Source organism: Streptomyces erythrochromogenes, assembly GCF_036170895.1.
GTDB classification, from domain to species: Bacteria; Actinomycetota; Actinomycetes; order Streptomycetales; family Streptomycetaceae; genus Streptomyces; species Streptomyces erythrochromogenes.
In genome coordinates this window covers 7,114,379-7,137,202 of the sequence record NZ_CP108036.1, presented here as the reverse complement: position 1 = coordinate 7,137,202, position 22,824 = coordinate 7,114,379, and the positions used below count along the sequence as shown (strand labels likewise).

At 73.8% G+C, this 22,824-nt stretch carries 21 protein-coding genes; 11 read left to right on the top strand and 10 right to left on the bottom strand.

The window, feature by feature from the left end:
* Window positions 1-22: 22 nt before the first annotated feature.
* From OHA91_RS32655 to OHA91_RS32635, 5 genes are all read right to left on the bottom strand, one after another.
* Window positions 23-736: a GTP-binding protein gene (locus OHA91_RS32655; RefSeq protein ID WP_245240258.1), complete on the bottom strand. Its 714-nt coding sequence runs from the start codon at window positions 734-736 to the stop codon at window positions 23-25.
* Entirely contained in the window at window positions 736-1,119 is a 384-nt protein-coding gene (locus OHA91_RS32650; protein WP_031156636.1) for a DUF742 domain-containing protein, read from the bottom strand. Before OHA91_RS32650 ends, OHA91_RS32655 begins: the two co-directional genes overlap by 1 nt.
* A 17-nt stretch (window positions 1,120-1,136) precedes the next feature.
* Window positions 1,137-1,580 carry a roadblock/LC7 domain-containing protein gene (locus tag OHA91_RS32645; RefSeq protein ID WP_031156633.1) on the bottom strand — a complete coding sequence of 148 codons (444 nt, stop codon included), beginning with the start codon at window positions 1,578-1,580 and terminating at the stop codon, window positions 1,137-1,139.
* Complete coding sequence (locus OHA91_RS32640; RefSeq protein ID WP_328740543.1) at window positions 1,580-4,237, bottom strand: sensor histidine kinase; 2,658 nt, start codon at window positions 4,235-4,237, stop codon at window positions 1,580-1,582. The genes OHA91_RS32645 and OHA91_RS32640 overlap by 1 nt, the downstream gene beginning before the upstream one ends.
* A gap of 157 nt (window positions 4,238-4,394) precedes the next feature.
* A complete protein-coding gene (locus OHA91_RS32635; protein ID WP_031156628.1) occupies window positions 4,395-5,174 on the bottom strand; it encodes an MHYT domain-containing protein in 780 nt (259 codons plus the stop codon).
* Window positions 5,175-5,351: 177 nt separating this feature from the next.
* On the opposite strand from OHA91_RS32635, the gene OHA91_RS32630 reads away from it, so the two are divergent.
* Complete coding sequence (locus OHA91_RS32630) at window positions 5,352-5,951, top strand: class I SAM-dependent methyltransferase (protein ID WP_031156626.1); 600 nt, start codon at window positions 5,352-5,354, stop codon at window positions 5,949-5,951.
* Window positions 5,952-6,000: 49 nt separating this feature from the next.
* Here the strand turns inward: OHA91_RS32630 and OHA91_RS32625 are convergent, their stop codons facing one another.
* Complete coding sequence (locus OHA91_RS32625; RefSeq protein WP_328740541.1) at window positions 6,001-6,915, bottom strand: oxygenase MpaB family protein; 915 nt, start codon at window positions 6,913-6,915, stop codon at window positions 6,001-6,003.
* A gap of 135 nt (window positions 6,916-7,050) precedes the next feature.
* Here OHA91_RS32625 and OHA91_RS32620 point away from each other — a divergent pair, with 135 nt between their 5' ends.
* From OHA91_RS32620 to OHA91_RS32610, 3 genes are all read left to right on the top strand, one after another.
* Complete coding sequence (locus OHA91_RS32620; protein ID WP_031156621.1) at window positions 7,051-7,830, top strand: hypothetical protein; 780 nt, start codon at window positions 7,051-7,053, stop codon at window positions 7,828-7,830.
* A 92-nt stretch (window positions 7,831-7,922) separates the two neighbouring features.
* Window positions 7,923-8,378, top strand: a complete 456-nt coding sequence (locus OHA91_RS32615) for an SAM-dependent methyltransferase (protein ID WP_328741193.1) — start codon at window positions 7,923-7,925, stop codon at window positions 8,376-8,378.
* A gap of 192 nt (window positions 8,379-8,570) precedes the next feature.
* A complete protein-coding gene (locus OHA91_RS32610) occupies window positions 8,571-9,569 on the top strand; it encodes a polyprenyl synthetase family protein (protein ID WP_031156617.1) in 999 nt (332 codons plus the stop codon).
* A 133-nt stretch (window positions 9,570-9,702) separates the two neighbouring features.
* Here OHA91_RS32610 and OHA91_RS32605 read toward each other — a convergent pair whose 3' ends face one another.
* A complete protein-coding gene (locus tag OHA91_RS32605; protein ID WP_031156614.1) occupies window positions 9,703-9,885 on the bottom strand; it encodes a hypothetical protein in 183 nt (60 codons plus the stop codon).
* Between the two features lie 127 nt (window positions 9,886-10,012).
* On the opposite strand from OHA91_RS32605, the gene OHA91_RS32600 reads away from it, so the two are divergent.
* The 4 genes from OHA91_RS32600 (at window position 10,013) to exaC (ending at window position 17,364) form a co-directional block, all read left to right on the top strand.
* Window positions 10,013-12,994 (top strand): DEAD/DEAH box helicase, encoded by a 2,982-nt coding sequence (locus tag OHA91_RS32600; protein WP_328740540.1) that lies wholly within the window; start codon window positions 10,013-10,015, stop codon window positions 12,992-12,994.
* Window positions 12,991-14,310 carry an SWF or SNF family helicase gene (locus OHA91_RS32595; RefSeq protein WP_328740539.1) on the top strand — a complete coding sequence of 440 codons (1,320 nt, stop codon included), beginning with the start codon at window positions 12,991-12,993 and terminating at the stop codon, window positions 14,308-14,310. Before OHA91_RS32600 ends, OHA91_RS32595 begins: the two co-directional genes overlap by 4 nt.
* Before the next feature lie 165 nt (window positions 14,311-14,475).
* Window positions 14,476-15,786 carry a GAF domain-containing protein gene (locus OHA91_RS32590; RefSeq protein WP_328740538.1) on the top strand — a complete coding sequence of 437 codons (1,311 nt, stop codon included), beginning with the start codon at window positions 14,476-14,478 and terminating at the stop codon, window positions 15,784-15,786.
* Window positions 15,787-15,840: 54 nt separating this feature from the next.
* On the top strand, window positions 15,841-17,364 hold the full coding sequence (gene exaC, locus OHA91_RS32585; RefSeq protein WP_328740537.1) for an acetaldehyde dehydrogenase ExaC: 1,524 nt from the start codon (window positions 15,841-15,843) through the stop codon (window positions 17,362-17,364).
* A 160-nt stretch (window positions 17,365-17,524) separates the two neighbouring features.
* On the opposite strand, the gene OHA91_RS32580 is transcribed toward exaC, so the two are convergent.
* The gene (locus tag OHA91_RS32580) at window positions 17,525-18,061 is read right to left on the bottom strand and encodes a hypothetical protein (RefSeq protein ID WP_328740535.1); all 537 of its coding nucleotides are present in this window, start codon (window positions 18,059-18,061) and stop codon (window positions 17,525-17,527) included.
* A gap of 127 nt (window positions 18,062-18,188) precedes the next feature.
* Window positions 18,189-18,689, bottom strand: a complete 501-nt coding sequence (locus tag OHA91_RS32575; RefSeq protein WP_266503573.1) for a carboxymuconolactone decarboxylase family protein — start codon at window positions 18,687-18,689, stop codon at window positions 18,189-18,191.
* Window positions 18,690-18,788: 99 nt separating this feature from the next.
* Between OHA91_RS32575 and OHA91_RS32570 the strand changes: the two genes are divergently transcribed.
* Entirely contained in the window at window positions 18,789-19,754 is a 966-nt protein-coding gene (locus OHA91_RS32570; RefSeq protein ID WP_328740534.1) for a pirin family protein, read from the top strand.
* Between the two features lie 35 nt (window positions 19,755-19,789).
* Window positions 19,790-20,158, top strand: a complete 369-nt coding sequence (locus OHA91_RS32565; RefSeq protein WP_266503571.1) for a GNAT family N-acetyltransferase — start codon at window positions 19,790-19,792, stop codon at window positions 20,156-20,158.
* Window positions 20,159-20,312: 154 nt separating this feature from the next.
* Here the strand turns inward: OHA91_RS32565 and OHA91_RS32560 are convergent, their stop codons facing one another.
* Window positions 20,313-21,632 (bottom strand): hypothetical protein, encoded by a 1,320-nt coding sequence (locus OHA91_RS32560; protein ID WP_266503570.1) that lies wholly within the window; start codon window positions 21,630-21,632, stop codon window positions 20,313-20,315.
* Window positions 21,633-22,006: 374 nt separating this feature from the next.
* On the opposite strand from OHA91_RS32560, the gene OHA91_RS32555 reads away from it, so the two are divergent.
* Window positions 22,007-22,765 carry a response regulator transcription factor gene (locus OHA91_RS32555; RefSeq protein ID WP_266503568.1) on the top strand — a complete coding sequence of 253 codons (759 nt, stop codon included), beginning with the start codon at window positions 22,007-22,009 and terminating at the stop codon, window positions 22,763-22,765.
* The last annotated feature ends 59 nt before the right edge of the window (window positions 22,766-22,824 follow it).

The window sequence follows — 22,824 nt, the reverse complement described above, 5'->3', positions numbered from 1 at the left end:
CCACCCCCGCGGCAGGTCCGGTTCACACGGAACCGGCCTGCGGCCCCACCGAGTCCAGCAGCCGGGCGGTGTGCACCCGCCCGGCGTACTCGACCAGCCTGATCAGCACTTCCTTCCCCGAGTCCTTGTCCCGTGCGTCGCACAGCACCACCGGCGTCCCCTGCTCCAGGTCGAGCGCGCGCGAGACGTCGTGCGCCCCGTACCGCCGCGCCTCCGTGAAGCAGTTCACGGCGACCACGAACGGGATGCGCCGGTGCTCGAAGTAGTCGACCGCCGGGAAGCAGTCCTCCAGCCGCCGCGTGTCGGCGAGCACCACCGCACCCAGCGCCCCCGTGGACAGCTCGTCCCACAGGAACCAGAACCGGTCCTGCCCCGGCGTGCCGAACAGGTAGAGGGACAGCCCGGACCGGATGGTGATCCGCCCGAAGTCCATGGCCACGGTCGTGGTCGTCTTCTGGGCGACGCCGCCCGTGTCGTCGACCCGTTCACCCGCCTCGCTCAGCTGCTCCTCGGTGCGCAGCGGCCGGATCTCGCTCACCGCCCCGACCAGCGTGGTCTTGCCCACCCCGAAGCCACCCGCCACGAGGATCTTCAGTGCGAGCGCGGCCAGTTCGCCGTCCTCCTCCACCGATCCCGGTTCCGTGTCCGGAGCGTCGGCTTCCACGTCGGTGTCGGCGTCGCCGGCCCGTCCGGAGGAACCGGAGGATCCGAAGGTTCGGTTGTCGTGCTGTCCCATCAAAGCGCTCTCAATCCCTCGATGACTTCACGCAGAATCCGCTCGTCCGGCAATTGGGCGGGCGGCACCGGGCGGCTGACCTTGACGTGCCCGCCCTCCAGCAGGTCCCCGAGGAGCACCCGCACGACTCCAACGGGCAGGTCGGCGTCGGCGGCGAGTTCCGCCACCGACTGGGTCTCGGACCGGCAGAGCCCCAGCAGTGCCCGGTGTTCGGGGCCGAGCAGGGACTCGGCCGCCTCGTCCGCGCCGCCCTGCGGATCCACCGCGACCAGGGCGATCAGGTCGAAGCGGACCCCGTGCGGTCCCGGCTTGGTACGCCCCCCGGTCATGGCGTACGGGCGGACGAGCGGGCCCGCTTCGGCGTCGTACCACTGGCCGTTCATGTGCCGGACCGCCGCCCTCAGCCGGCGGCCGGCGGCCGGGCCGCGAACCGGGGCGGGGTGTAGAGGTGTTCGCCGACCCGCTTCACCAGCCGGGCCATCTCGTAGGCGATCAGGCCGATGTCGGCGCCGGCGGCGCTGAGCACGGCCAGGCAGGAGCCGTCGCCGGCCGCCGCGACGAAGAGGAAGCCCTCGTCCATCTCGACCAGCGTCTGGCGCACGCCCCCGGCGTGGAAGTGCCGGCCCGCGCCCTTGGCCAGGCTGTGGAAGCCGGAGGCCACCGCCGCCAGGTGCTCGGCGTCCTCCCGGCTGAGCGCGCTGGAGGCGCCGACCGCCAGGCCGTCGTTGGAGAGGACCACGGCGTGCCGGACCTCGACGACCCGGTGCACCAGGTCGTCCAGGAGCCAGTCGAGCTCCCCCGACCTGCGGATGCCGTCGTGGCCGACCTTCTGGTGTTCGATCATCACACTTCTCCTTCGCTGCCTGCGTGGGGGGAGTTCTCCTCGGCGCCGCGGACCCATCCCGCCCGGTAGGCCGCCAGCCGGTCCCGGGCCTCCTCCGGGCTGCGGCCCGGAGGGTCCTCGGGCAGTCGGACACCGGCCGGCTCCTTGGGCGTGGGGGCCTCCCGGAGCTGCGGAACGAGGCTGGCCTGGCGCACCCGGCGCGGCAGTTCCGTCACCGAGGCCGAGGCGGAGGCCGCCACCGGGGCCGAGGCGGGTGCGGCGGCCTCCGTACGGATGCCCGCGCCACCGGCGGCGCGCGGCCGCAGGGGCGCCACCGGTGCCGGACGCGGCTCCTGGGCCGCCGCGGGGGCGGCGGCGTCCCGGGCCGGGATGCCGCGCGCGTCGTCCCGTACGGCGGCCGGGCCGCGCGCGTCGTCCCGTACGACCGCCACGGCGGGGGGATGCTGCGCGGCCGCGGCCGGTTGCCGCTGCGGCACGGGCGACGAAGGAGCCGACCGGACCGGACCGGCCGGCCGCTCCTCCCGGTGCCCGGGGCCCGAACCCGCCTCGGCGGGTCCGGCGGCCGGGTCCCCGACGGTGATGGCGCCCTGGAGCATGGAGTGGGGCAGGAGCACCACGGCGGTGGTGCCGCCGTAGGGCGACGTGCGCAGGTGCACCTTCACGCCGTGGCGGGCCGAGAGGCGGCTGACCACGAACAGGCCGAGGCGGTCGCTGTCGAAGAGGTCGAGGTCCTCGGACTGCTCGATGCGCCGGTTGGCGTCGCCCAGGGCTTCGCGGCCCATCCCCAGCCCGCGGTCCTCGACCTCCAGGACGTAGCCGGTGCCGACCGGTTCGCCGCTGACCCTGACCTTGGTGTGCGGGGGCGAGAACTGGGCGGCGTTCTCGATGAGTTCCGCGAGGAGGTGGGTGAGGTCGGCGACGGCTCCGCCGACCACCGCGGCCTCGGCGAGCTGGCGTACCTCGACGCGCGGGTAGTCCTCGATCTCCGAGACGGCGGCCCGGACGACGTTGGTGAGGGGGACCGGCATCCGCCAGGCCCGGCCGGGGGCCGCACCCGAGAGGATGATCAGGCTCTCCGCGTGCCGGCGCATCCGGGTGGTCAGGTGGTCGAGGCGGAAGAGGTCGCCGAGCTCGTTCGGGTCGTCGGCGCGCCGCTCCATGGAGTCGAGCAGGGTGAGCTGCTTGTGCACGAGGACCTGGCTGCGGCGGGCGAGGTTGACGAAGACGCCGGAGACTCCGCTGGCGAGTTCCGCCCGCTCGACGGCGGCGCTCAGCGCGGCCCGGTGTACGGTGCACAGCGCCTCGCCGACCTGGGTGATCTCGTCGTCGGCAGGCGGGCCGACCGGGGTCTCGGCGGCGACGTCGATCTCCTCGCCGGCGCGCAGCCGCTCCATCGCGCCCGGGAGCTTGCGGTGGGCGATCTCCAGGGCGGTGTTGCGCAGCGAGACCAGTTCGACGACCAGGACCCGGCCGATCCGGACGGAGATGACGAGGGAGGCGGCGACGGCTGCCAGGCCCAGCAGGACGGCGGCCCCCGCGGGGCTGAACGCCCCTTCGGCGACGGGGTCGGCGCGGTCTGCGGCCGCGGTGTGCGCGGCCTCCTCGATCTCGCGCATCGAGGTGCTGATCCGACTGTGGGCGGTTTCCCATCCGGCGGGCGCGCCGCGGGCGTCCTTGGAGGTGCCGGCGGCCAGTGCGCGGTCCTCGGCACCGGTGAGGTCGGCGTAGGCGGCGCTCTTGGCGACGGACTGCCAGGCGTCCTGCTGGGCGGCGGGCAGGTCGCGGGCCGCGGTCTCGGTGAGCGCCCGGCGGGACTCGACGGCGCCGGTCAGCTGCCGAATGGTTTCGGCGCTGCGCTGGCCCGGCAGGGCGAGCAGGGCGTCCTCGCGCGACAGGAGTTCCGCGGCTCGGGCGAATTCGAGCAGGACCCGCGCGTCGGGGCCGAGTTCGGCGTTCTCGCCCCCCGAGAGGGAGCCGCCCACGGCGAATGCGGCGTCGACCACCCGGGTGTAGATCGCGAGAGCGGCCTCGGGGGTGGCGCGGCGGTCGGTGATGTCCTTCCGGGCCGATCCCAGCGCCTCGGCGGCGACGACGAAGGCGTCCAGCCGGACCACGGTGTCCGAGCGGTAGTCGCCGGAGTCGGCGACGGTGTGGCGGTCGCCGAGCCGCAGGCTGCGGACGGCGCTGTCGGTGCGGCGGGCCTGCTGGTCGAGGGCGCCCGCGTCGGCGGCGGGGTCGGCCAGGAGGCGGACGGCTGCGCGCCGTTCGGCCTGGAGCTCGGTCACGGCGGCGGCAATGGGGGCGCGTATCTCGGAGTCGACCTGCTGGACCCGCCCCAGCCGGGCTATGTCCTGGGCGGTGTTGACGGTGGCGAAGGCCCAGAGCGCGAGGAGCGAGACGACCGGCACCATCAGCAGGGAGACGATCTTCGCGCGGACGGTGGCGGGGCGCAGCCGCAGCCGGGGGCCGCGCTCGCGCGGGACGGCAGGGCCGGGCGGGCCGGGCGGGCCGGCGCCGTCCGCCCGGTGCGGCTGCTGCCGGGCGCGGTCCTGCGCCCGTTCCTCGGCCGGCGGCCCGGCGTGGGCCCGGCGGCCGCGTGCCGGGGGCGCGGACAGCCGCGGCGCCGCTGCTTCCGGTCTTTTGCGGGGTGTTCGCATGGGCTCCTCGTTCCGGGCGGTGCCTACGGGCGCGGTCGGTCGATGGGTGGATCGGCGGATGGTGGGGGTCGTCCGACGGCGGGGGTGGATCGTCGGACGGCGGGCGGGCCGTGCGATGGGACGTGCGCGGCCCACCGCACGGGGCGGGCGGAACGGGTCAGTGCGCGGCCGCGGTGTGCTCCCCCAGGTGACGGGCGGAGGCGGAGGCGGCGCGCTCGTCGGCTGTCGGGGACAGCGCGACGAAGGCGGCGGTGATGAACAGGTAGGAGCCCAGTCCGACGGCGAGCGGGAAGATGAACTGCATCGCGGTGGCTCCGGGCAGGGCCGCGTCCGAGGGGCTGACGCTGACGGCGACCGCCGTCATCCCCGTGTAGTGCATGCTGCTGACGGCCGCGCCCATGACCAGGGAGGCGGCGGCAACGGCCACGGGCGACTTGATGTTGAGCGCGGCCCACAGGGCGGCGGTGGCAGCGACCACGGCGATGACGACGGAGAGCCCGACGAGGAGCGGGTCGTAGGAGACCTCGCCGTGCAGGCGCAGGGCCGCCATGCCCAGGTAGTGCATGCTGGCGACGCCGAGGCCGGTGGTGAGGCCGCCCAGTACGAGGGAACGGCCGCGCGCCTTGCCGAAGCCGACGGCGAAGACTCCGGCGCCGACGACCAGCATGGCGACGAGCAGGCTCAGGATGGTGAGCGGCACGTTGTAGTGGATCTCCGTGCCGGTGACCTCGAAGCCGAGCATCGCGACGAAGTGCATGGTCCAGATGCCGGTTCCGATGGCGGAGGCCGCGGTGAGGAGCCAGTTGCGGCGGACGGCTCCGGTCGCGGCGAGGGCGCGGACGGTGCAGCGCAGCCCGAGGGCGGCGCCGATCGATGCCATCACGTATGACAGCACGGGTGTCAGCCAGCCGTAGGCGGCGTGGTCCAGATGTCCCAGGTGTCCCATGGCCAACGGACGCTAGTCCGGGTGAGGGCGCGAACAGGGGGCGCATTTCGAAAGCAGCTGGAAGTGCTGGAATATGACAGAGCTACGTTCACCTTCGATCACCCCGCGTGCCACCTTGCGCACGGTCCTTGGACAGCCGGGCGGGCGGGGGTGGGGGATCATGGGCCCATGAGCGAAGACCACACGCACGTGCAGGAGTTCTTCGGGGCGCGGGCCGCCGACTGGGACCGCAAGTTCCCGCAGGACGGACCCGCCTTCGCCGCCGCCGTGAGGGAGTTCGGGCTGCGGCCCGGGGACCGCGTGCTCGACGCGGGCTGCGGCACCGGGCGGGCCCTGGGCGCACTGCGGGCCGCCGTCGGACCCGAGGGGACCGTGCTGGGCGTGGACCTCACCCCTCAGATGCTGGCCGCCGCACGGCGGGCCGGACGCGCCGCCGAGGGTGCGCTGCTGCTCGCCGACGTGGCCCGGCTGCCCCTGCGCGACGAGGCCCTGGACGCGGTGTTCGCCTCCGGGCTCGTCGCGCACCTGCCCGATCCGGCGGCGAACCTGCGCGAGCTGTCGCGGGTGGTCCGCCCCGGCGGCCGACTGGCGCTCTTCCACCCGATCGGGCGGGCGGCGCTCGCCGCACGCCAGGGCCGCGAGCTGACCCCGCAGGACCTGCGGGCCGAACACAACCTCGGCCCGCTCCTGTCCGCCGCAGGCTGGGACATGACCTCGTACGCCGACGAGGACCACCGCTTCCTGGCGCTGGCCCTGCGCCGGCCCTGACACACCTGTACGACGGCACCGCGCCCGGCGCCCGCGGAGGTGCCCGGGATCAGGCCGGGGGCTGGGCCTCGGCCCCGGCGGGCCGGCGCGGATGCGGCACGGGGCAGGCGCCCGAACCGGGCACGGGGAACGTGCCGAGCTCGCCCACGTCGTAGCCACCCGGGTAGCCCTTGATCTCCGGGTTCTGGCGGGCGTAGTGCGGGGCCCTGCGCGGGGGCAGCAGCCGGACCGCACGGCCCCGCAGCCGCAGCGCGCCCTGCACCAGCTTCCGCACACCGGCGTGGGGGGCCTCGTACCGGAAGGCGTCGATCAGCGCATCGTCGAGAAGGGCGATCCCCCCTCGGCGCACGGCGGGTGCGAGCGGCGCCGGGTACCAGGACGCCATCAGGTCGAGGGTGGAGTCGGCGACCTTGCGGGCCCCTTCGTCCCAGCCGAAGTGGGCCGCTTCGTAGGCGACGAGGGTGGCTTCGAACTCCTCGTAGGAGTCCGGGATGTCCGTGATGCCCAGGTGTCGGCCGAGCGTGGCGTAGTAGTTGGCGCTCGCCCGGCGCTCGTGGTAGGTCATCGGACGCCAGCCGTAGGCGTCCAGCCAGCGTGCCGGAATCACCACGAACGTGCACAGCACGTAGCGCATGTCGTCGTTGGAGATGTCGTAGCTGCGGTGCATCTGGTTGACGCGGCGGATGGCCGTGCGCGCGGTGTCGCTGTCGAAGCCGTGCTCGACGACCGCGTCGAGGAGCAGCGCGGTGTCGTCGTAGCGCTTCTGGGCCCGGTCGGTGAACTCGGCGGTCTCGGCCAGCAGGCCGCCGATTCGGGGGACGGCGTACGTCCGGAACAGCGCGAGCTCCAGGGCGCGGGTGAAGTCCCAGGGGAACTCGTAGGTGGCGGTGAGCCGGTAGATGGCGAGGAAGTCCTTGTCCGGGTCGAGCCGGAGGATCTCCTTCAGCCGGTCGTAACGCTGCACCGGGTGTCCCTTTCTGTGGCGGGTCCCCAACTCTACGTGCAGGTAGCAGCCTTGGAAATCGTGGCCCGCAAGCTCTCGACGCGCGGGTTACCCGCTGGTTAAGGTGCGCCGACGAGAGAGCAAGCTGGAGGCCAGGTGTCCGACGACGAGGGTGGCGGCTCGCTGTACGTGCTGACCGCCGTACTCCTGACCCCCGCGCAGTTCCCCAGCTTCCTGGGTGACGACTTCCCCGAGGCCTGCTCCCTGCTGGGCGTGGCGCCCAACCGGGAGGGGTACGGGCTGGTGCTGGGCCAGGACGAGGAGGGGGCGCGCTGGACGGTCGTCGTCGACGACGTCTCGCTCGTGGCCGCTGCCATCGCCTCCTGGGACTGCGGCATGGAATACGACCTGTCGCCAGACGAGCGGACGATCGTGGTCTCGCTGGCGGGCTGGCCGGTGGAGTTGTCGGTGGCCGCGTCGGGGATCCCGGAGCCGCACGATCCGGAGCAGGGTGCGGACGGTACGGGGCGGGTGCCCCTGGCGCCGCCCTCGGCGGAGGCGTGGGGCCCGGTGCAGCGCCGACTGGGCGCGGACCAGATCGCACGGGAATGGGCCGACTGGCGCGAGCGCGTGGCGACGGACGGCGGAGCCGCGGCCGCGGCGCATCCCGGACTCAAGCGTGCTCTGGAGCAGGCGCTGGAGTACACGCGAACGCCGCCGCCGCCCGGCCGCGTGCGGTCCTCCTTCGCCGGCGAGGGGGCCCGGACCCTGCGCGTGGACGGGCCCGGCTGGTCGCTGGTGGCCCGCACCGGCGAGGCGGCCTTCGTCCTCCTGGACGAAGAACCGGGCGAGGTGCTCACGGTCCCCCGGAAGGGGGATCCCGACCTGACGGACCTGCTGGCGGCGCTCGACGGCGTCGCGGTCCGGCCGGCGTGACCCTCGGCCGGACCGGGCCGCGGGAGAGGGACGAACAGCGGCGCGCGGACGAACGGCGTACGCGCGGGCGACGGCACGAGGGGGACACGGTGGTGGAGTCGGAGCCGGTGGGTGTGGTCGTGGGTGGTCGCGCCGAAGTCGCGGACGACGACTGGGGGCGGGAGACGGCCGTGATCCGGTTGGACGGCGACCGGTTCGGCCCGGAAGCCCTGTACGGGCTGGAGGAGTTCTCGCACGTCGAGGTCGTCTACCACTTCGACCGGGTGCCGGCGGAGAAGGTCGAGACGGGTGCGCGGCACCCGCGTAACAACCCGGACTGGCCGCTGGTCGGCATCTTCGCGCAGCGCGGCAAGAACAGGCCCAACCGGCTGGGCGTCTCGCGGTGCCGGGTGGTGAAGGTGGAGGGACTGGACGTCCACGTGGAGGGGCTCGACGCCGTGGACGGCACACCGGTCCTCGACCTGAAGCCCTACATGGTCGAATTCGGGCCGCGCGGTGAACTGCGGCAGCCCGACTGGGCGACCACCTTGATGGATGGCTACTACTGATCGATTCACTGGCGGAAAATCATTGTTACCGCCGGTAGTTTAACGCCTCAACTAATGGGATTCGGCCAGGGCGACTGAAAATCGCTCTGGATCCCCCTCCTCCGGAATGATCGAATCGGCCAGTCACACGGCTCAAAGGGTGCGCACCTCACCCCCACGCTCATTCCATGATGGAGGCCACTCTTGAATTCCATGTCGTACCTGGACCTGCACCGCAAGGTCGCACAGGACATCGATGCGGAGATCGAAACCGCTCTGGACCGGCTCGGCCCGGTCGCGGCGACCACCAGGAACTCCGTGGCCAAGCTCTTGGAGCAGCGCAAACTGAGACATCCCCTGTCGGTGCTCCCGTTGCTCACGCACGCGATAGAGACGGGGAATCCCGGGCCGGCCCTTCCCCTGTCGGCGGTGCACCTGCTGTGGTGGACCTCGGCCTGCTATCTCGACGACCTGGCCGACGCCAACGGCGCGTCGATCTCCGGCGAGCTCACCGAGGACGAAGCACTACTCGCCTCCGTCATCACCGGAAATGCGCTACCCATTCAGATCATCCTGGCGCAAGATCTTCCGGAGGCGGCGCACGGCGCTCTGATAACCGAGATCCTGAACGGCTGGATCATAGGCGTCGACGGCCAGATAGACGACATGCGCGGAGACATCTGCAGCGCCTCCCGCAAATCGGTGGTGGAGACGTACCGCGGCAAATCCGGTGCACCCTTCGGCATGATCACGGCAATGGCCGCCATATTCTCGGGCACCACGGACGAGAAGGTCGAATTGTGGCGCGAATTCGGCTACGTCTTCGGAATCCTGTGGCAGATCTTCAACGATCAGGAAGACATCCTGTCCGGCCGCGACGAGGACCTGCTCAACGGCACGGTGACCTATCTGCTCGCCTCCGTGCTCGAGGACGCGTCGCCGCTTTCCCGGGAACACATCCTGGGGCTGTGCGCCGCCGCGAGCCGGTCACATCAGGCCAGGGCGGAACTCGCGAGCCTCCTTCGGGCGCCCGTCGCCCTCGACCGCTACCGCGCGGAGATCGACGGCTTCCGCGCCGAGGCCTACCGGATCCTGGACGAGCTGGGCGGTGACGAGGCCTACCAGCCGGTGCTGCGCAACCTCGTGGACCACGCGTCCCAGATGCTGCTCGAAGCCGACCTCCCGCCCGTGGTCGTGAGCGGCGCGGCCTGAGCCGGCCGCTCCGGGCGGACCGCGCCGAACACCTGCCCCGCGGCCACGTCCGCCGGGCTCCGCCCGCCAACCGGAGCCCGGTCTCTCCTCTCCTCGGAACGACCTTCGCCGCGCGGCTCGCGCCGCGCCGCCGTCAGCGGCCGATCTGCTTGCTGGACAGACCGCGCACCCGACGCCGCTGGGACGAGTCCAGCAGGAGGTAGGCCGCGGCCGGCACCCCGATCAGGACCAGCAGGCCCGCCCAGAAACCCACCGCCCAGAACAACACGATGGCTGCCACCACTCCGGCAACCGCGACCTTTCCGCTGTTGGACATCTGCGGACACCTTCCTTGTGACGTCGACCACTACCCCCTCAACGCGCCGCCACGACCGCGCGTTCCCGGGGCACGGGTTGAGGTACCCTCGGCCACCCCGACTCTGGTAGTCAAATTTGAGGAATGCGTGCTCCCCGAGATCTCCGACCTCATCAACCGCTCCGCCGTCTTCCTTCCCGGCGACCCGGCCCGCGGCGGCCGGATCGCCCTCTGGCAGGCGGACGGAACAGGCACGGGTGCGCGCCCGTGGACGGGCGCGGGCAGCTTCGAGGAGCTGACCGTCGTCACTCCCGACCTGCGGCGGACCCCCGTGCGCGCACTCGTGCTGACCATCGACGAGGCCCTCCCCGTGCTGACCCGCGCTCGCACCCGGGCCGAAACCGCGGCCGACAGCGGCAGCACCGCCTTCTGGGGCGCCGCCGCGCTGCTGGCCCTGCGGTTCGCCGCGCAGGGCAAACTACTGCCGGGCGTCAGCCCCGCCGGCCACGACGCCTGGCGGATCGGGCCACTGGAAGCGGTCGACCTCGACGAAGTGCGCGCCCTGGCCGCCGCCATGCCGCCCGCCGCCCGTTGCGTACCGATCGATCCGGAGGGGGCGCTCGATCTGCAGGGGCCGCCCCGGCTGCCCGCCGCGGAGCCGCTGCTGCGCGCCTTCCTCGACGCGGTCGCCGACACCCTGCCGCGCTCCCCCGCGGCGCCCGCGGCCGCCGGTGGGCCCGCCTTCGCGGCGCGCCCGGCCGAGCGACGCCCCGACCTGCGCGAGTGGGCCGCGGAGGTGGCCGCCGGTCACGATGCCGGCGCGCGCCTTTCCCTCCGGATCGAGCTCACCCGGGAACCCGGCCGGGCACCCCAAGCCGCCGGGGCCGCCGGGGCTCGCGCCGCGGCCGAGGCGGACGGGGCCACCACCGCCTCCGAAGCCGCCGGGCGCGCCGGGGGCTTTCGCGCCGTCCTCCAGATGCACAGCCCGGCCGATGCCGCGCTGGTCGCCGACGCCGCCGACGTCTGGGCCGGTTCCGGAGCCGCCGCTGCCGCCTTCCCGCCCGGCGCCCGGCTGGACGCCCTGCGGGCCCTGCGCCGGGCCGCCCGGCTGTGGCCACCACTCGCCCCGCTGCTGGGCGCTGCCGTCCCGGACTCCGTCGAGCTCGCCGACGAGGAGGTCACGGAGCTGCTCGGCGAAGCCGCCGCCGCGCTCGCCGCCGACGGGGTGCAGGTGCACTGGCCGCGCGGGCTCGTCCGCGGGCTGACCCCGCGCGCCGTCGTCGGCCCCCCGTCCCCGACACGTCCCGGCTCCCCGGACACGCAGGACACCGCCGGGAGCTCCCTTCCCTCCGGTCTGCTCTCGCCCGGCGCCCTGCTCTCCTTCAGCTGGCGCCACGCCCTCGGCGACCGGGGCGACCTCACCCCCGCCGAGCTGGACCGCCTCGCCGAGGCGAACCGCCCCCTGGTGCGGCTGCGCGACCAGTGGGTGCTGATCGACCCCGCCGAGGCCCGCCGGGCCCGCGCGCTCCAGGACCGTACGGTCGCCGCCGTGGACGCGCTGGCCGCCGTACTCACCGGATCCGCGAAGATCGACGGCGAGCGGGTCGCCGTGGAGGCCTCCGGCGCGGTGGAACGCCTGCGCGCACGGCTCACCGGCGACGCGCGGGAAGACGAGGGGATCGCTGCCCCGCCCGGGCTCCGGGCCAGCCTGCGCGACTACCAGCTGCGCGGCCTGCGCTGGCTGGCCCGGATGACCTCGCTCGGCCTCGGGGCCTGCCTCGCCGACGACATGGGCCTGGGCAAGACCGTCACCCTCATCGCGCTCCACCTGCACCGCAACCGCCCGGGCGCGGCCACCGCCGGCCCCACCCTGGTGGTGTGCCCGGCCTCGCTGCTGGGCAACTGGGAGCGGGAGATCGAGAAGTTCGCGCCCGGCACCCCCGTGCGCCGCTTCCACGGGCCGGCCCGCAGCCTGGCCGGCCCCACGCCCGGCGCCGGGGAGTTCGTGCTCACCACGTACGGCACGATGCGTCTGGACGCGCCCGCGCTCGCCGCCACCGACTGGGGCCTGGTCGTCGCCGACGAGGCGCAGCACGTCAAGAACCCGCACTCCTCCACCGCCAAGGCCCTGCGGACCGTCCCGGCGCGGGCCCGCGTGGCGTTGACCGGCACTCCGGTGGAGAACGACCTCTCCGAGCTGTGGGCCGTCCTCGACTGGACGACGCCGGGGATCCTGGGCCGCCTCGGTACCTTCCGCGCCCGCTACGCCGAACCGGTCGAGAGCGGCCGCGACCCGCAGGCGGCGGTCCGCCTGGCCGCGCTGGTACGGCCGTTCCTGTTGCGGCGCAAGAAGTCCGACCCCGGTATCGCGCCCGAGCTGCCGCCGAAGACGGAGACCGACCACGCGGTGTCCCTCACCGGCGAACAGACCGCGCTCTACGAGGCCGTCGTACGCGAGACCCTCGCGGCGATCGCGGAGGCGGACGGGATGGAGCGGCGCGGCCTGGTGGTCAAGCTGCTGACCTCGCTCAAGCAGATCTGCAACCACCCCGCCCAGTACCTGAAGGAGGAGCAGCCCCGGCTGCCGCACCGCTCGGGCAAGCTCGCCCTGCTGGACGAGCTGCTGGACACGATCGTTGCCGAGGGCGGTTCGGTGCTGGTCTTCACGCAGTACGTGACGATGGCCCGGCTGATCGAGCGGCACCTGTCGGCCCGGGGGATCGCCTCGCAGCTCCTGCACGGCGGCACCCCGGTCGCACGCCGCGAGGAGCTCGTGGACCGCTTCCAGGCCGGTGAGGTCCCCGTCTTCCTGCTGTCCCTCAAGGCCGCCGGCACCGGCCTGAACCTCACCCGCGCCGGCCACGTCGTCCACTTCGACCGTTGGTGGAACCCGGCCGTCGAGGAACAGGCCACCGACCGCGCCTACCGCATCGGCCAGACCCAGCCCGTACAGGTCCACCACATCATTGCCGAGGGCACCGTCGAGGACCGCATCGCACGCCTCCTCGAACGCAAACGGGCGCTGGCCGACGCCGTCCTCGCGGGCGGCGAGAGCGCGCTGACCGAACTGACCGATGCCGAACTGGCCGAACTCGTGGCGCTGCGCCCGGCCGCGGGGAGTGGGCGATGAACCAGACCGGGGACCCGTACGAGAAGACCTTCGCGGCGCTCCCGCCCGCGCCCGGGCGCCACTTCGCCCGGACCTGGTGGGGCCATGCCTGGCTGCGCGCCCTGGAGGACAGCGCGCTCGACGGCGAGCAGGTCCGCCAGGGCCGCCGGGTCGCGCGCTCGGGCGCGGTGGGGGCGGTCTCGGTGCGTCCGGGCGGGCTCACGGCGGTCGTGCGCGACCGGGACGGGACGGCGCACCGGACGGACGTGCTGGTGCAGGAGTTCTCGCAGGCAGAGTGGGACCGGCTGCTGGGGCTCGCGGCCGCGGAGTCGGGGTACATCGCGGCGCTGCTGGACCGGGAGGTTCCGCCGGAGCTCGCGCAGGACGCGGCGGCGGCCGGGGTGGAACTGCTGCCCGGTATAGGGGACTTCGATCCGCGCTGCGACTGCGGCGAGTGGGACCACTGCCCGCACACGGCCGCGCTCTGCTACCAGGTGGCCCGGCTGCTGGACCAGGACCCCTTCGTCCTGCTGCTCCTTCGCGGCCGCGGCGAACGGCAGCTGCTGGACGGGCTGGAGGCGCGCAGCACCGCGAACGCCCGGGCCCAGGGCCGGAACCAGGCGCGGACCCGGGCCCGGGACGCGCGCGGGACGGCTGCCGACGCGGGTGTTGCGGCGGAGCAGGCGTACGCGGCGGCGCGGGCGGGGTCGCCGCCGCTGCCCCCGCTGCCGGACCTGCCGCGGGCTCCGGGGCAGCCGCCGGCCCTGGACACGGAGGACGAGCCGGACGGGCTCGACGTGCACGCGGTGGAGTTCCTCGCGCAGGCAGCCGCGGCCGAGGCGTTCCGGCTGCTGGCGGAGGCGGTCGCTCCGGACCACGCCGACCGCCCCGCGCCGGCCCCGCTCACGGAGGCGGAAGACGCCGTACGACTCACGCGCGAGGCCGGTGACGTCCGGGTCCGCTCCCGCCTGGCGGCGGCTACCGGGCGCAGCCGGGCCGACATGGAACTGGCCGTGCTCGCCTGGGGCTTCGGCGCGGCCCCGGGCCTGGCCGCGCTGGAGGACGACTGGATGCCGGACCGGGCCACGCTGGCCCGCGCCCGGGCGGCACTGGCCGCGGCCTGGGCGGACGAGGAGGCCGGCGACGGGGCCGACGAAGAGGCTCCGGTGCTGCGCAGGGTCCGGGCGCGCTGGACGCAGGCGGGGGCGGGCCGCCAGATCCGGCTGGGCCGGGAGGGCCGCTGGTGGCCGTACCGCCGCGAGGAGGGCCGGTGGATCCCGTCGGGCCCGTCGGCGCCGGACCCCGCGTCGGCGCTGGAGGCCGACCCGGCGGGCTGATGCCGCGGGCGCCGGGCCGGCTCCCGCCACGCGCGTTCCGGCCCGAACCGGCCCGAACCGGCCGGAGCCCGGCCCGCGCCGTGGCCGACGTACCGCTTGCCGGGGCCGCGGTGCCGCGAGGACGATGGGGGCGCTCCGGGTACCGCGGCACCACGGGAGGGTGACATGGGCGACCGGGATCCGTCGGTGGCACTGCCGGACGGGGCCGATCCGGCGGCCCGCTCGCGCGAACTGCGCCGGGCGCACGCCTCGTTCACCCGGGACGGGCGGGTGGAGACCCCGGTGCGGGCGGTCATCGCGCGGTCCTGGCGGCGGTGCGCGCGGGCCCGGCTGAGCCCGGAGTGCGCGCCGCGGGTGGAGCTGGCGGACGCGGAGCTGCGTCCGTACCGGGAGGAGCACCCGCTGGCCCGGGTGATGCCGCTGTTCCGGGATCTCGTCGGCGCGTTCGCCGCCCACGGGGCGCACCTGCTGGCGGTGTGCGACGCGCGGGGCAGCCTGCTGTGGGTGGAGGGCGAACCGGCCACCCTGCGGCGGGCCGAGGGCCTGGGCTTCGTCCCGGGCACGCGCTGGGCGGAGGGCGCGATGGGGACCAACGCCCCCGGTACGGCTGTGGCGGTGGGCGAGCCCGTGCAGGTCTTCGGGGCCGAGCACTTCAGCCGTCGGGTGCACCCGTGGACCTGCGCGGCGGCGCCGGTGCGTGATCCGCGTACGGGCAGGCTGCTGGGCGCGGTGGACATCACCGGCGGCGACGGCCTCGCGCACCCGCACTCCCTGGCGTTCGTACGGGCGGTGGCCCGGGCGGCGGAGGCCCAGCTGGCCCTGCTCGACGAGGGGCCGCCGGCCCCGCGGGACTGCCTCACGGCCCTCGGCAGGGACGAAGCGCTGCTGGTGAGCGGGGGCCGGCGGGTGCGGCTGGGCCGCCGGCACAGCGAGATCATGGCCCTGCTCGCGCATCACCCCGAGGGCCTGTCGGGCGAGGAGCTGTCGATCGCCCTCTACGAGGACGAGTCGGTGTCTCCGGTGACGCTGCGCGCCGAGATGTCCCGGCTGCGCGCGCTGCTGGGGACCTCGGCACCGCTGTCGCGTCCCTATCGCACGGCCGGTCCGCTGGACGCGGACTTCACCGCCCTGACGCGGCAGTTGGCGGCGGGAGCGGTCTCCGCGGCCCTCCACCCCTATCCGGGCCCGCTGCTGCCGGCCTCGACGGCGCCCGGGGTGGTCCGGCTGCGCCGGCGGATCGAGGACCAGGCGCGGGCGGCCCTGATCGCGCGGGCGGACGCGGGGCTGCTGGCCGACTGGGTGTGCAGTGCGTGGGGCGCTGACGACCCGGAGGCGTGGCGGGCGCTGGCGGCGGCGCTGCCGCCCGAGGGCAGGCCGGCCGCGCTGGCCCGGGTACGCGCCCTGGACCGCGAGCTGGGGGCCCGGCCGGGCCGGCGCGGGCGGCCTGCAACGTATCCGCAACCCGCCCGCTCCTAGCCTCCACCCGAGCGCTGTCCGACGGCGGCCGGCGCCCGGCAAGGGGAGGACTCCATGGCCCGTTACGCTGCGCCCGGTACCGACGGGGCGCTCATGTCGTACGCGTCGCGCTACGACCACTTCATCGGCGGCGAGTACGTCGCGCCCGCCCGCGGGCGGTACTTCGCGAACCCCTCCCCCGTCAACGGCCAGACCTTCACGGAGGTCGCCCGGGGCACCGCCGAGGACGTGGAACGGGCGCTGGACGCGGCGCACGCGGCGGCGCCCGCCTGGGGCCGGACCTCGGTCGCCGACCGGTCGTCGATCCTGCTGCGCATCGCGGACCGGACGGAGCAGAACCTGGAGGCCCTCGCGGTCGCGGAGACCTGGGAGAACGGCAAGCCGGTGCGCGAGACCCTGGCGGCCGACCTGCCCCTGGCCATCGACCAGTTCCGGTACTTCGCGGGCGCGCTGCGGGCCCAGGAGGGCGCGCTCAGCCAGATCGACGACGACACGGTCGCCTACCACTTCCACGAACCGCTGGGCGTGGTCGGGCAGATCATCCCGTGGAACTTCCCGATCCTGATGGCCGTGTGGAAGCTGGCTCCGGCGCTGGCCGCGGGCAACACCGTGGTCCTCAAGCCGGCCGAGCAGACCCCGGCCTCCGTCCACTACTGGCTGGGCCTGGTCGCGGACCTGCTGCCGCCGGGCGTGGTGAACATCGTCAACGGCTTCGGCGAGGAGGCCGGCAAGCCGCTCGCGTCGAGCCCGCGCGTGGCGAAGGTCGCCTTCACCGGGGAGACGGCGACGGGGCGGCTGATCATGCAGTACGCGGCCGAGCACCTGAAGCCGGTCACGCTGGAACTCGGCGGCAAGAGCCCGAACCTGTTCTTCGACGACATCTGGTCGCAGGACGACGACCTGCGCGACAAGGCCCTGGAGGGCTTCACCATGTTCGCGCTCAACCAGGGCGAGGTGTGCACGAACCCCTCGCGGGCCCTGATCGAGCGGGGCCGGTACGGGGATTTCCTGGACGCGGCCGTGGCCCGCACCGAACTGATCGTGCCGGGGCACCCGTTGGACACGGACACGATGATCGGGGCCCAGGCGTCGCAGGAGCAGCTGAAGAAGGTCCTGTCGTACGTGGAGATCGGCCGGCGGGAGGGCGCGAAGCTCCTCACGGGCGGCCGTCGCCAGGAACTGGAGGGTGACCTCGCGGGCGGCTTCTACGTCCAGCCGACCATCTTCGAGGGCGACAACCGCATGCGGATCTTCCAGGAGGAGATCTTCGGCCCGGTGGTGTCGGTGACCGCCTTCCAGGACTTCGAGGACGCCGTGCGCATCGCCAACGACACGGCGTACGGCTTGGGCGCGGGCGTCTGGACCCGGGACATCAACACGGCCTACCGCGCCGGCCGGGCGATCCAGGCGGGCCGCGTCTGGACGAACTGTTACCACGCCTACCCCGCCCACGCCGCCTTCGGCGGCTACAAGCAGTCGGGCATCGGCCGCGAGACCCACAAGATGATGCTGCAGCACTACCAGCAGACGAAGAATCTCCTCGTCTCGTACTCGCCGAAGAAGCTCGGCTTCTTCTAGGAGCACGAGAAACGGCGCCTGACCTGGGGTTTTGCCCGTCAGGCGCCGTTGGCGCGACCCACTCGACGCGGATATCAGGTTTTCCTGTTCCTCCCAGTTTCTCCCGCGCCTCCCCCACTCCAGACCGGCTGTTCCGGACCAGTCACGGACCAAACCGGGCTCACCGGGTGGGTGGCACGCCCTTGCTGACGCGGTCCCACTCCTCCGTGGACTGCTCGATGAGACGGTTGGCCTGCTCCTGAACGCCATCGAGGAACTTGGCGTAGTACTTGAACAGGACGTGGATGCTGTGACCGGCCCGCCGAGCACACTCAGCAGGGTCGACACCCGAGTGGAGCCAGAACGAGATCCCGGCATGCCGGAGGTCATAGGGCCGCTTCGCCAGACCGGCCGCGAGCTCCGTGCGGGTCAGGACGTACTCCCGCGCCCTCGACCACGTGATCCCGTACGCCGCCGCCTCCACGTAGTTGCCTGCCTGGTTCCGGAACAGCCGCCCGTCCGGGGCGACAGCGAAGCGCTCCACGTGGGCACGCAGGACACGGACGAACTGCGGCGGAATGGGTACAGGTCGGGTCGCCGTCGCGGCACGGCGCTTGAGCGAGTGGACTTCGTAGACCTCACCGTCGTCCGTCCAGACCTTGCCCGCCGTGACGACGCCACCCGTCAGGTTGAGCAAACCCCAGCCCGTCTCGGGCAAGTGGCACTGCTCGAGACGGAGGTGGATCACTTCAAGGCGCCGAGGCACTCGGGGCACTCCTGGTCGTGCTCCTCGACCTCGCGATGGGCCTGGCGGTCCGGCCCGGCGCCCCGGCCCGGCCGGCGGGTCAGCGGGCGGGAGCCTCCCGTACCGGGTGTTTGCTCAGGATGGAGACCCGGTTGAAGGCGTTGATCGCGATCGCCACCCAGACCACGGCGGAGATCTCGTCGTCGTCCAGCACCTCCCCCGCCTGCGCGTACGCCCGCTCCTGGGCGAGGGCGTCGGCGGGGTGGGTGGCGGCCTCGGCCAGGGCGAGAGCGGCGCGCTCGCGGGCGGAGAAGAGCTCGGTGTCCCGCCAGGCGGCGAGCACGCCGAGGCGACGAGTGGTCTCCCCGGCGCGCAGGGCCGCCCGGGTGTGGACGTCGAGGCAGAACGCGCAACCGTTGAGCTGGGACACGCGGAGGTTGACCAGCTCTACCATGATCCGGTCCAGACCGGCGTCGGCAGCCGTCGCGCGCACGGCGTCGGCGGTCCCGACCAGCGCCTGGTACGCGGCGGGGCTCTGCTTGTCGAGGTAGATCCGACCGGTGGCCCGGGGGGCCTGCGCGGCATGTGCCGTCTCGATCACCCTGTGCTCCTTCGCCTGTTGTCGCGGGTTGCCTTCGGGACTTATGATCACCGATAGTTGTTGAAAACGAAACTACTTTGGTGGGAGAGGGGCCGGGAGATGGATCACACCGAGGTCCAGACCGCGAGCGAGACCGCGACCGCGACAGAGGTCGGCATCGAGGTCCTCACCGCCCGGGACGTCCCACTGGGCGGGCCGCGGGCGATGACCGTACGCCGCACCCTGCCCCAGCGGTCCCGGACGCTCATCGGGGCCTGGTGCTTCGCCGACCACTACGGCCCCGACCGGGTCGCGGATTCCGGCGGCATGGACGTCGCCCCGCACCCGCACACCGGGCTCCAGACGGTGAGCTGGCTGTTCAGCGGGGAGATCGAGCACCGCGACAGCCTGGGCACGCACGCCTTCGTACGGCCCGGCGAGATCAACCTCATGACCGGGGGCCACGGCATCAGCCACACGGAAGTCTCCACCCCCGGCACCACCGTCCTGCACGGCGTCCAGCTCTGGGTGGCCCTCCCCGCCGAACACCGCCACGCGCCGAGGGAGTTCCAGCATCACGCACCTGCGCCGTTCCGCGTCCACGGCGCGCAGCTGCGGGTCTTCCTGGGCACCCTCGCCGGCGACACCTCCCCCGTACGCACCTTCACCCCGCTCCTCGGCGCCGAAGTCCTGATCGACGCCGGCGCCACGGTCACCCTCGACGTCGACCCCGGCTTCGAACACGGCCTCCTCGTCGACGAGGGCGACGTCCGCCTCGGCGGAACTCCCCTGCGCCCCGCGGAACTCGGCTACGCCGCCCCCGGCCGCACCACCCTCACCCTCACCAACGACTCCGACCACCCGGCTCGGACGGTCCTCCTCGGCGGCCCGCCCTTCGAGGAGGAGATCGTGATGTGGTGGAACTTCATCGGCCGCGCCCACCAGGACATCGTCCAGGCGAGGGAGGACTGGGAGCGCGCCTCCGACCGCTTCGGCACCGTCGACGGCTACCCCGGCGAGCGACTGCCCGCCCCGGCCCTGCCCAACGCCGTCATCGCCCCCCGCACAAACCCCTCCCGCCACTGAGCCCCCTCCCCGCCCCGCACCGAAAGGCCTTCGCCATGAGCGAGCAGAACACCGAAGCCTCCGACTCCGCCACCCCCGCGGCCCCCGTCGTCCGCCGCGTCGACGCCCGCCACCGCTACGAGATCCTCGTCGACGAGCAGCGGGCCGGCCTGACCGCCTACCGCGACCGCGACGACCAGCGGGTCTTCTTCCACACCGAGATCGACGACGCGTACGCCGGCCGGGGGCTCGCGGCGGTCCTCGTCGAGCAGGCCCTCACCGACGTCCGCGCCGCTGGGAAGCGGATCGTCCCCGTCTGCCCCTACGTCGCCAAGTACCTCACCAAGCACCAGGAGTTCCGCGACATCACCGACCCCGTCACGCCCGAGGTCCTCACCTGGCTCGACGCCCAACTGGGACGCTGAGCCCCGCCGCAACAACGCGTCGACCCGGGCTGCGAAGCCGACTTTGTTCCCGCCGATCCGGCAGTCCACGGGAAGCGGGGCCGCACCCAGGGTGCGGGCATCGCGCCGGCGCGCATGAGGAGCACGGCGTCCCCGCAGCACACCGGCCTCCGGCTCAGCCGGTGGGCAGGCTTTCGGCCGTCGGGCGGCGGCGGACGCCGTCCGCGGTGAGCTGTACGAGTTCGCGGCGGACGGTGTCGTGGTGGGTGGGGTGGAAGTCGGGGACGGAACCGATGCGGGCGCCGGAGGTGGGGTCCCAGATCTCCAAGCCGGTTCCGCCTGCCGAGTACAGCAGGCCGTCGGCGGCGAAGAACCGGCCTTCGGGGCCTCCGAACGTCGCCGTCTCGTCGGGCCGCGAGCCGTCGACTCCGAGGTCGACCATGCGGGTGACGTCGAAGACGCGGGCGCCGGGGACCACTGCCTCGTCGTCGTCTCCGAGCCCGCCGAGGACGATCCGCGCCTCGTCCAGCCAGACCATGGGCCGGTTCCAGTGGTACTCGCAGGGAGGCAGCAGCCGGAATTCGACGGCGGGCTGCTCGCCGTTCCAGGCGGACTTCCCCTCGGCGAACCACCGGGCGAGGTCCCAGGTGACGGGCTGGCCCAGCGGGTGCCACACCCAGGTGTCCGAAGCCAGGCGGGTGGCGCCCGGACTGAGGTGGAGCGCGCCGTGGAAGCTGTGCGCCCAGGCGGCCTCCTTCTCGGACTCCGGCATCAGGAGGACGGGCTCGCCGGTCGCCGGGTCCGTGCCCGCGATCCGGTTCCACCGGGTGCGGTGCAGGACGACGTCGCGGCCGGCGTGCTCGGTGAACAGGAGGGAGTAGGGGACGGTCTCGCTGTGGTACCCGTCGTTCTCCAGGGCGGTGGTGACCGTTCCGGTGGTCAGGTCGATCACCTCGCCGGTGCGGCCGAAGTCGACGACGACGGCGGCGAACCGGCCGTTGCGGGAGGCGTGCAGCCGCAGGGCCTTGTCGTGCCCGCTCCACGGTTTCGCGTCGGCCGGCACGGTGACGCCGGTGGTGGCCAGGTGCGTGCAGGAGCCCGCCTCGGCGTCCCACAGCAGGATCCGCCCGTCGGCCGCGAGCAGCAGCAGTCCCCGCTCGGTGGGAGCGAGGTCCAGGACGGTACCCGTTTCCGCGGGGAACGGGACCAGAGGTCCGGCGCCCGGGACGGGGCGGGAGGCGTCGATGATCTCGGGGCGCCCGACGGAGTCGACCACGCTCCCGTACGAGGTGTCCGAACAGTCCTCGCAGATGCGGCCGGCGGCGACCGGCCGGCCGTGCTCGGCTTCTTCGCGGCACAGGGCGCATATCCGCTGCTGTTCGTGGCCCTGCCCGGTGTAGTGGATGGAGAAGTCGACCTCGTTGGTCGCGGTCCGGATGTGCTCGCAGACCGGGAGGCCGTAGGCGGGGGCGTCGTGGCCACAGGCGAGTGCCATGGTGGTGTCTCCTCGAAGTGGTGTTCCGGGCCGGTGGCCGCCTGGTCGGCCGCCGGTCGTCCCATTCCATCCGACGGAATCCTCGATTCCGGTCCGGTGCGGCGTGCGGCGGCCTGATCGGACGCCCTCCCGTGTCCGTTCGGGCAGGGCCGGGCGCGGGTGGGAACCGCGTGCTGGGACCGGGCAGTTCCCGTCGCGGCAGACAGACGGCAAGCGGATGCCAAGCCGATGCCAGGTGGCACGGGGCAGGGTGGAAGAGACCGCGGCGGCGGCCGTGGTGCTTTGCCGCGCAGACCGGCCGCGGCCGCGACGACCCCTCCCGCGGGCCCCGGTTCCGGCCGCCGGCCCGGACACCAGATCGGCGGTGCACCCACGTGCTCCTCACCCTCCCCGTCCCGGCTCCGGCCGCCTCGTCCGTTCCCGCCGACGGGGTACGAGCGGCAGTGCCTCCGCGCAGCGGCAGGTCGGCGCCCGGCGGTTCCCGGCACGGCAGCCCCCGGTCCGGGCCGGTGGGCGTGTCGGTGACCGCCGAGGACGCCTTGACGGCGGAGGGCGCGCGGGCGCGGCTGCGCGACTACGCCGGGCTGCGGCCCCTTCCCTCGGCAGAGCGGCACCGGGCCGATGTGCACCTCGTCTTCGCGGACCGGTTCACCGGCGCCACCTTGGATCTGCTGCGCTCGCTGGCCGCCGGCGCGCACGATCCGGAAGCCGGCGCCGTGCTGGTGACCGGCGAGGTCCCCGACCGGTACGTCCTGCCCGCCGTGCAGTACGGGCTGCGCGGCGTGGTGGCACGCACCTCGGCGGGATTCGACGCGGTGGCCGAGGCCGTCCGGGAGACGGCCCGGGGCAACGCCGTGCTGCCGTCCGCGCTCCAAGGAAGACTCGTCGACCAGGTGCTCGGCCTGCGCAGCAGCGTGCTGGAACCCGCCGGGCTGACGTTCTCGGGACTGGGGACCAGAGAGGTGGAGGTACTGCGGCTGCTCGCGGAGGGCCTGGACACCGCGGACATCGGGCGCCGGCTGAACTACTCCGAGCGCACGATCAAGCAGGTGATCAGCGGGGTGACGGGTCGGCTGGGCCTGCGCAACCGCACCGAGGCGGTGGCCTACGCCTTCCGGCACGGCGCCCTGTGACGCGGCGGCGCCCGCCGGTCGGGGGGCTCGCCGGCAGTCTCCGGTCTTGCCAGGGTGAG

Excerpts from the sequence above, each read along its gene's own strand:
- OHA91_RS32655 (WP_245240258.1), bottom strand. The coding sequence starts at position 736 with ATGGGACAGCACGACAACCGAACCTTCGGATCCTCCGGTTCCTCCGGA.
- OHA91_RS32650 (WP_031156636.1), bottom strand. The coding sequence starts at position 1,119 with ATGAACGGCCAGTGGTACGACGCCGAAGCGGGCCCGCTCGTCCGCCCG.
- OHA91_RS32645 (WP_031156633.1), bottom strand. The coding sequence starts at position 1,580 with ATGATCGAACACCAGAAGGTCGGCCACGACGGCATCCGCAGGTCGGGG.
- OHA91_RS32640 (WP_328740543.1), bottom strand. The coding sequence starts at position 4,237 with ATGCGAACACCCCGCAAAAGACCGGAAGCAGCGGCGCCGCGGCTGTCC.
- OHA91_RS32630 (WP_031156626.1), top strand. The coding sequence starts at position 5,352 with ATGAGCGAAGACCACACGCACGTGCAGGAGTTCTTCGGGGCGCGGGCC.
- OHA91_RS32610 (WP_031156617.1), top strand. The coding sequence starts at position 8,571 with ATGTCGTACCTGGACCTGCACCGCAAGGTCGCACAGGACATCGATGCG.
- OHA91_RS32605 (WP_031156614.1), bottom strand. The coding sequence starts at position 9,885 with ATGTCCAACAGCGGAAAGGTCGCGGTTGCCGGAGTGGTGGCAGCCATC.
- OHA91_RS32595 (WP_328740539.1), top strand. The coding sequence starts at position 12,991 with ATGAACCAGACCGGGGACCCGTACGAGAAGACCTTCGCGGCGCTCCCG.
- OHA91_RS32590 (WP_328740538.1), top strand. The coding sequence starts at position 14,476 with ATGGGCGACCGGGATCCGTCGGTGGCACTGCCGGACGGGGCCGATCCG.
- exaC (WP_328740537.1), top strand. The coding sequence starts at position 15,841 with ATGGCCCGTTACGCTGCGCCCGGTACCGACGGGGCGCTCATGTCGTAC.
- OHA91_RS32570 (WP_328740534.1), top strand. The coding sequence starts at position 18,789 with ATGGATCACACCGAGGTCCAGACCGCGAGCGAGACCGCGACCGCGACA.
- OHA91_RS32565 (WP_266503571.1), top strand. The coding sequence starts at position 19,790 with ATGAGCGAGCAGAACACCGAAGCCTCCGACTCCGCCACCCCCGCGGCC.
- OHA91_RS32560 (WP_266503570.1), bottom strand. The coding sequence starts at position 21,632 with ATGGCACTCGCCTGTGGCCACGACGCCCCCGCCTACGGCCTCCCGGTC.